9 protein-coding genes are annotated in these 8,151 nt (G+C 43.8%); 6 read left to right on the top strand and 3 right to left on the bottom strand.

Going from position 1 to position 8,151, the window contains the following annotated elements:
* On the bottom strand, window positions 1-552 hold a 552-nt coding region (locus PN457_RS06360), incomplete at its 3' end, for a nuclease/transposase family protein (RefSeq protein WP_465248706.1).
* Window positions 553-666: 114 nt separating this feature from the next.
* The gene (gene hemW, locus PN457_RS06355; RefSeq protein WP_271732089.1) at window positions 667-1,845 is read right to left on the bottom strand and encodes a radical SAM family heme chaperone HemW; all 1,179 of its coding nucleotides are present in this window, start codon (window positions 1,843-1,845) and stop codon (window positions 667-669) included.
* A gap of 245 nt (window positions 1,846-2,090) precedes the next feature.
* Here hemW and PN457_RS06350 point away from each other — a divergent pair, with 245 nt between their 5' ends.
* On the top strand, window positions 2,091-3,167 hold the full coding sequence (locus PN457_RS06350; protein WP_271732088.1) for a PIN/TRAM domain-containing protein: 1,077 nt from the start codon (window positions 2,091-2,093) through the stop codon (window positions 3,165-3,167).
* Between the two features lie 211 nt (window positions 3,168-3,378).
* Here PN457_RS06350 and PN457_RS06345 read toward each other — a convergent pair whose 3' ends face one another.
* Window positions 3,379-4,635: a vWA domain-containing protein gene (locus PN457_RS06345; protein WP_271732087.1), complete on the bottom strand. Its 1,257-nt coding sequence runs from the start codon at window positions 4,633-4,635 to the stop codon at window positions 3,379-3,381.
* A gap of 191 nt (window positions 4,636-4,826) precedes the next feature.
* On the opposite strand from PN457_RS06345, the gene PN457_RS06340 reads away from it, so the two are divergent.
* From PN457_RS06340 to PN457_RS06320, 5 genes are all read left to right on the top strand, one after another.
* Window positions 4,827-5,489 carry an ATP-dependent Clp protease proteolytic subunit gene (locus PN457_RS06340; RefSeq protein ID WP_271732086.1) on the top strand — a complete coding sequence of 221 codons (663 nt, stop codon included), beginning with the start codon at window positions 4,827-4,829 and terminating at the stop codon, window positions 5,487-5,489.
* A 71-nt stretch (window positions 5,490-5,560) separates the two neighbouring features.
* A complete protein-coding gene (locus tag PN457_RS06335; RefSeq protein ID WP_271732085.1) occupies window positions 5,561-6,154 on the top strand; it encodes an ATP-dependent Clp protease proteolytic subunit in 594 nt (197 codons plus the stop codon).
* Between the two features lie 415 nt (window positions 6,155-6,569).
* Complete coding sequence (locus tag PN457_RS06330) at window positions 6,570-7,235, top strand: phosphoribosyltransferase (protein ID WP_271732084.1); 666 nt, start codon at window positions 6,570-6,572, stop codon at window positions 7,233-7,235.
* Between the two features lie 24 nt (window positions 7,236-7,259).
* The gene (locus PN457_RS06325; RefSeq protein WP_271732082.1) at window positions 7,260-7,913 is read left to right on the top strand and encodes an HPF/RaiA family ribosome-associated protein; all 654 of its coding nucleotides are present in this window, start codon (window positions 7,260-7,262) and stop codon (window positions 7,911-7,913) included.
* A 54-nt stretch (window positions 7,914-7,967) separates the two neighbouring features.
* Window positions 7,968-8,151 (top strand): MerR family DNA-binding transcriptional regulator (locus PN457_RS06320; RefSeq protein WP_271732081.1); only part of this gene is annotated, 184 nt, incomplete at its 3' end.

Genomic DNA, 8,151 nt, shown 5'->3' with positions numbered 1-8,151 from the left:
TTTAATTAAATTTTGAATTCTTTCTCTGACACGATTAGCAGCAATACGCATCTTTCTACGTTGACGGCATCTTGTTTTGGTAGAACGACTTATGAGATTATCAAGGTGCTGACACAATCTTTGTATGCGTCCGATGTCTCCCGTTGCAATCTCTAAGAGATTCTCGCCATCAAAACCAGTTAAGAAAGTGCGATTACCAGGGTCTACTGCTATTACTCTATCACTGCCAGTAGGTACAGTTTCTTTGTGTTGAGGAAAGCAACCAAACCATTTACCACGACGGTATACAAGCTCTGTGCCATATTCGCATTGCTCAGGAATAGTTTGACCAATTGTGGTAAAACCTAAACCTTTGGTTGTGCGCGGATACCAGGTAGCATTTTTGAAATTGCCCACCTTAAATTGAATAGCTTGGCTTGTGGCTTTACAGCTTTTAAACTTCGCATTACCACCTTGACTACGAGCTTGTTTAAAGGCATCAAATGCCTCAAAACAAGCTTCTTGACGTTGATGGCCTGGTAAGGATTTTAGCTGCTTCCTTGGGAGTGACATGTTGCATCAAGACTTCATTAAATCAACTACTTTTAGTATAGGGTGAGTTAGTAAGATTTCATCGCTTTAAGCAAATCAGTTACAATTAGTTACACGTCGTAGACCTTATTGGTTTCAACCCAACTGTTCAAACAAATCAGCTAACACCACATTAGAAAATAAAAACCCTTGGGGGTCAGACAAGCGCAACCTCTCCCCAATAACTTCTACCCAACCCTTATCTAAATAAGGCTGTAAACATTTGTAAATTTCTTTGACTTGATCTTCCCCAAACTTCCCAACCAACATACCCAAACTTACACCCTCAGCCAAACGCAACCCTAACATTAAGGTTTCTAACAATACTTCTTCTGGGGGAGTCACTTCACAATCAATTATACCCCCAGAATCTACCCATCGGTAATATTCCTTGGTCTTACGGGGGCGGGTAAAGCGCTTTCCATCTATATAACTCGCCGCACCCATACCAAAACCATAATAAGGGCGGTTTTCCCAATATACCCGATTATGCTGACATTGATGACCGGGTCGGGCATAATTGGAAATCTCGTAATGTTCATAACCTGCATCAGTGAGAACTTTTTGCCCCATTTGGTACATTTTGACTGTGGTTTCATCGGTTGGTAATGGCTGGTCACCAGGTTTGTAGTAACGACCAAAGGCCGTACCTGGCTCTATGGTAAGGTCATATATAGATATATGAGTAGGCATCATTGCCACTGCTTGATCTAGGGAATCCTGCCATTGTTCTAAAGACTGATGCGGCAAACCTGAGATGAGGTCTAAGCTAAATTCGGAAATTTCGACTTGATGAATTAATTCCACAGATGTAAAAATATCTACAACAGAATGCGATCGCCCCGCAAACTGCAATAATTCGGCTTGAAAGGCTTGTACACCCAAACTAACCCGATTTACACCAACGCTGCTATAGCCAGATATATGTGCTAAATCAAAGGTTCCTGGGTCTACTTCCATAGAAATTTCTGCACCAGCAGCAATTCCCAAATGTTTTTCCAGCGTTGCTAATATCTGTTGTAACTGCTTTGTTGATAGTAAAGAAGGAGTACCACCACCAAAAAAAATTGTCTTCAGAGGTTGACCAGTGGGAGTCATGGCAATTTCCCGACATAGAGCCTCCACATACTGGGATATAGTACCAGATGTTTCGCCCCGCAGGCGATCGCCCACCACAGACACAGGAAAATCACAATAAAAGCACCGCCGTCTGCAAAAGGGAATGTGTACATATGCAGCACTCGCCATTTCAGGAACATTAAGTTTTTGATTCATTGTCAGTAAGAACTAATCAACCCCAGTGAGTATGACAAACAGTGAAAATAAATAGTTTTTCTTACAATTTCTTATCGTTTTACAACAAAAGTATGAAAAATATTCCCAAAAAACAGTTTAGTTATAATATTTGCAGATATTACCTGCTAAAAACCCTAATGTAAGTCAATATTGATTAATCTCTCCCACCGATGAAAAATACTTGAGTTTATTGGGTCACACAATCGCGGGAAAACAAGACAACTATGATTGACGCCATTATTATTCTCTCATTCATCCTAGCAGCAGCGGGAATCGGCTTCTACAGCATTGAACTACTACCCGACGGTTCCCTTGATGGGGTCACAAACCTAGACGCTTTACGCCTGGTTTTTGCCGTATTTGCCGCTATTCTTGGCGGTGCAGTGGGTCTACGTTTCCAAACATCATATCGGCGCTTAGAGGTACAAGTCCGAGAAATGCCCTTGGAAATGATCTTAACTCGCGCCATTGGCCTAGTTATTGGGCTATTACTGGCTAACTTAATGCTAGCGCCATTATTTTTACTACCAATTCCCCAGGATTTTGGCTTTATTAAGCCACTAGTAGCCGTTGTCGGCAGTATTTTACTGGCTGTGACCGGGATGAATTTAGCCGATACCCACGGACGCGGGTTATTGCGGTTCATTAATCCCAACACTGTAGAAACAATGGTAGTGGAAGGCACACTCAAACCTGCCAGTACCAAAGTTTTAGACACTAGTTGCATTATTGACGGTCGCATTGAAGCTCTCCTAGAAACCGGATTTCTCGAGGGACAAATTTTAGTACCACAGTTTGTATTGCAGGAGTTGCAACAAGTAGCTGATGCTAGCAAAGACCAAAAGCGAGTCCGGGGAAGGCGGGGATTAGAGATTCTCAACCGCATTAAGAAAGATTACCCAGATCGGATATTGATTAACCCTGTGGACTATGAAGAAACTGCCACAGTCGATGCTAAATTAGTCCGCTTTGCCCAAGAAATCAACGGTACACTCCTCACCAATGATTACAACTTATCCAAAGTAGCCAGCGTGCAGAAAGTGCCGGTTCTGAACGTGAATGACTTAGTAAATGCTGTGCGTTCTACTTATTTACCTGGTGATAATCTTGACCTAAAGATTCTCAAAGAAGGTAAAGAACCCACTCAAGGAGTGGGCTACCTCGATGATGGCACAATGGTTGTGGTGGAAGAGGGGAGAAGTTATGTCGGTGGTGAGGTGCGGGTAGTGGTTACTAGTGCTTTGCAAACCTCCGCCGGACGCATGATTTTTGCTAAACCTCAGGCTTCAGCTTTGGCATGAAATCTCACGGCGAACTAAAGTTAAATTGCCTTATCGGTGTAGTCCCACTGCACCGATTTTGTTTAGAAAGATACAGCCAAGGTTATCAGTTTCAGGTGGAAGATGGGGCAAAGATACTGCCACAGCAATAGTTTTACTATTTCAATGATACGTATGTAATTTGAGCATTACCTGTAATAAAAGGCATTTTTATTACAGAGTAGTTTAACCTTTATTGGCTAGGAGTATCTTGCAAGACCGTTTTAGAGACAATTCTGGTTTTCTTGCGATCGCTCTGGGATAATTCTTCCCCAGATTGTAATCTGGTAGCAGAAGTTTGTAACACCGTTGCCGCCCCTTGATCACCCATTTGCAGAGCCGTTTTCGCCGCAGTTTGCAGCATAGTAGCAGCACCGGCGCGATCGCCCTGTTGTAATTTCGCCTCAGCTAACTGGGTTTGTCGGTACTTAGCCAATGCCAAAATAGACTGGTGCACACGTGCATCAGTTTTTGGTTGATACATCCCCGTTACCTGGATATAAACCGGGACTAAAGGAGTCAATAAACCCATTTGATTTTGAGCCGGGTTATCATAGCGGACTTGGAGATTAGCGATCGCCTGTTGACCTTGTGGTAATTGTCCCAGGTAGATATTAGCCAAAATTACCCTTTGTGCATCCTTCATTAAATCTCCCAAGCGCACAGCCAAGCGCCCATCTGCTTCTTGGATCACTGGTAACTCAATGGTTTCTGGCGCAACTTGAGCAATGGGTTTAAGTTCTGCTAGGCGAGTATGACCCATCAGGGAGATCAGCAAATAAGCATTAGTCAATCCCACCCCTTGCACACGCCTAAACAGGCGGTTAAACTCATCTGCTGCTTGTTCGGGTCGTTGAATGTGGGACAAACTACCCAAGCCAGCATCGGCGATTTTTTCTAAAATATCTTGATTCCATTTGTCACCAAATCCTAAGGTGTTTAAAGTTAAATTATAGCTAGTGGCTAATTGAGCCAATTTTAAACAACGTTGATTATCGCCGTGTTCATTTTCACCATCGGTTAATAAAAAGGCTTGAGAAACAGTTTCTTTCTTTCCCTTAGCTAACTCCTGAATCCCCAAACGCAAACCTTCATCAATAGCCGTACCACCACCAGCAGATAAACTCTGAATCTGGTTTTTAATCTGCTGTGGGTCAGTAATCATTTGATTAGATACCAACACAGTCGCACGGTGATCAAAAGCAACAACACTCAGGCGATCGCCTGGTTTGAGTTTATCGACTAGATTACTAGCCGCCTGCTTCACAGTTTCTAAAGGTCGGCCGTACATTGAGCCACTATGGTCGAGAATTAAGCATAAATTCAGTGGTATATCACTGTCTTGAGCTTCAGCCACAGCCGAAACCGATATAGACAACTGACGTTGACTGCTCGGTTGATATGCGTCCAAACTACCATCATTCAAGATAGGCTGTAAATTGACCTTCATAACCCAAAATTTTTAGTTAGGATATCTCTATAAAATAACTTCAAAACGCCACATCGGCACTGCGGAAAAATCAAACAGTGGCAAACAAGCAGGGTCAATCACTAATTAGCGAGAAATCCACACTTGAAGTCAGCTAACATCGCGTTAGGATGTATTACAGTTAACGGCATAGTTTCAGGCGATCAGTTGCTATGGACAATTCCCCCATCAAGGCTGTGCAAGCCCCTTATTACGGTGATAACTTTTACCGGACACCCCCGCCAGACTTACCTTCCTTATTGATGAAGGAAAGAATTGTCTATCTGGGAATGCCATTGGTGCCAGCGGTAACAGAATTGATTATTGCTGAATTGCTGTATTTGCAGTCAGACGACCCAGAGAAGCCGATAAAAATCTATATCAACTCCACAGGAACCTCCGGTTACAGTGGCGAACCCATTGGCTTTGAAACCGAAGCCTTCGCCATCTATGACACGATGAAATACATCAAGCCCCCCATCCACACCATTTGTATTGGTTCGGCAATGGGTATGGCGGCAATGTTACTCAGCGCTGGTACAAAAGGCTGTCGCGCCAGTTTGCCCCACTCGTCCATTATCCTACACCAACCTAAGAGCTACGCCCAAGGTCAAGCAACGGATATTCAAATTCGGGCAAAAGAAGTTTTGGTCAACAAAGCGGCAATGGTAGATATTCTATCCCACACCACCGGACAGGCACCAGCAAAAATTACCAAAGACATGGATCGGCTATTCTACATGACTCCCTATGAAGCTAAGGAGTATGGTTTAATTGACCGAGTTTTTGAAAAAGAGGAACTCGCCAATCCCCCATTACCTGCCAGTGTTCTCTAAGTAACACAGGTAGTGATTTACCTTGGTAAATCACTCATAACCAATGACTAATTACAAGCGGAGTAACGAATATGCCTATAGGTGTTCCTAAAGTTCCTTACCGGATGCCCGGAGGACAATATACAGACTGGATTAGCATCTACGATCGCCTTTACCGGGAGCGGATTATTTTCCTAGGCCGAGATGTTGATGATGAAATTGCTAACCAAATTATTGCGGTAATGCTATATCTGGATTCAGACGATCCAGGTAAGGATATTTATTTATACATCAATTCCCCTGGTGGTATGGTAACCTCTGGCATGGCCATTTTTGACACCATGCAACACATCAAATCAGATGTGGTGACAATTTGTGTAGGTCTAGCAGCCTCCATGGGATCATTCCTGCTCGCAGCCGGAACCAAGGGTAAGCGCATGGCATTACCTCATTCTCGGATTATGATTCACCAGCCCTCCGGCGGAACCCGTGGCCAAGCCAGTGATATCGAAATCGAAGCCAGAGAAATTCTGCGGATTCGTAGCCAGCTAAATAATATCTATGCTCAGAATACTGGTCAACCTTTAGCCAAGATTGAAAAAGACATGGATCGGGACTTTTTCATGTCTGCTGCTGAAGCTAAAGAATATGGCTTAATTGACCGTGTGATTGAAGAGCGTCCGTAAGCTAATGTTTAATACTCTCCCGATGGCCGACATTAGCGCCGGAATATGAATTAAGTAACACAGTAATCTGGTTTTTGGCCTCACCCCACCTTTGACTTGTCTCAAAGTCTCCCTTTCCCTACTAAGGAAAGGAATTGGGGGTGAGGTTCTATTTTTTTCTCCTCCATTAGATAGATCAGTAGATTGTTGATGTCGCGTCGTTAGTCAGAGGTCATGCCAGGTCTAGCTTTCTATGATCAGTTCAGAAACACTAGCAAGACTTGATGACTGTTAGTGGTCACCATTACCACTGAAAGACTCAACCAAATCGGGAGGAAAAATGCCAGCTGTTGATCAGTCAGAATTTCGACTTTTCTTTGAGGGGAAAAGTCCAGTAAAACCTCAATTCTGAGGCAAATATCAGGAGAGTAATACCATGCTATTCAAAAATCGCACAATAGCAGGTCAAATGTTGGCCCGAGAATTAGCAGACTATGCTAACACTACAGATGTCATGGTGTTAGCTCTGCCCAGAGGCGGTGTACCCGTAGGTTTTGAAGTTGCTCAAGGGTTAAATGCTCCCTTAGATGTGCTGGTGGTGCGTAAATTGGGTGTGCCTGAACAAGAAGAACTAGCAATGGGGGCGATCGCATCTGGTGGCGTGCGGATTATTAACGAATATATTATCAATTTGGTGAAGATATCCGAAGAAACAATTGCTAGAGTTGCGGCGCAAGAAGAACGAGAATTAGAACGTCGAGAACTACTGTATAGAGGCCATCGCCCTGACCCTGATTTAGAAGGACGCATAGTCATCTTGGTAGATGATGGGTTAGCTACAGGTGCCACTATGTGGGCTGCGGTAGCATCCGTGCGGCGACAGCACCCTGCCAAAATAGTTATTGCTGTACCCGTTGGTGCTGCCGCCACTTGCAAAGAGTTACAAACCGCCGTCAACGAGATCATCTGCCTTGCCACACCTGACCCCTTTTATAGTGTTGGTCTATGGTACGAAGACTTTCCCCAAACTACAGATGAGCAAGTCCGCGATTTGCTTTTCCAAGCTGAAACTAGCTATCAACCACTATCTATTGGTACCTAGGTTTACCCCAAGCGTGACAAACATATGAAAGTACCACCAGAAATTACTTATCGCAATGTTGAGAAAACCAATGCAATTGATACCCTAATTCATGAGAAAATCGCTAAATTAGAGAGTGTTTGCGATCACATCAGTAGCTGCCATATTGCCATTGAAAAAATACATGACCGCCCCCGCAGTGGTTCACCATATCGCGTGCGCATTGATATCACCGTACCCCCCGGTCACGAACTTGTGGCAGAAAGAAATCCGGGAGAGGGTATTCAGTATGACCCATTAGATGCAGTCATCCGCGATACTTTTAACGCCGCTCGTCAGCAACTAGTTAAACTCAACCAACTGCAATATGAGCGTAACGGCCAAGGTGGTAAGCTACGAGGTCATAATCAGGAACAATTTCAGGAAGCAACGGGACTAGTTACCAAACTCTTTAAAGATAGGGGCTATGGCTTCTTAAGAACTTTAGAAGGCCGAGAAATTTACTTTCACCGCAATAGTGTGTTACATCACGAATTTGAACGTTTAGAAATTGGTACCGCAGTCCATTTTGCCGAAGAAATGGGCGAAGAAGGCCCCCAAGCCAGCACCGTGAAGATTTTCGATAAGCCCGGCGCTGCTGTGGGTAAGTCAGACCAAACCATGATTGAACCACCATTGGGCTGGAGGGTTAGCCAATAGCTAGTTATTTACTAATAATAGATTACATATGCTCATAAATGCTCAGATAGTGGTATGGCTTATTTACCACTACGAGAAGCAGTCAAACAACTGGGAATGCACCCAAACACTTTAAGGAAGTACGCAGACAATGGCAAGATTGAAAGCATCAAAAACGAAGCAGGACAAAGACTTTTTCACGTTGAATCCTACCTCCGTGGTGCAGCTAGAACTTCCATTGTCTGCTACTGCCGAGTTA

Source organism: Anabaenopsis arnoldii, assembly GCF_028331025.1.
Lineage (GTDB): Bacteria > Cyanobacteriota > Cyanobacteriia > Cyanobacteriales > Nostocaceae > Anabaenopsis > Anabaenopsis arnoldii.
This window is presented reverse-complemented; position numbering and strand designations above follow the sequence as displayed.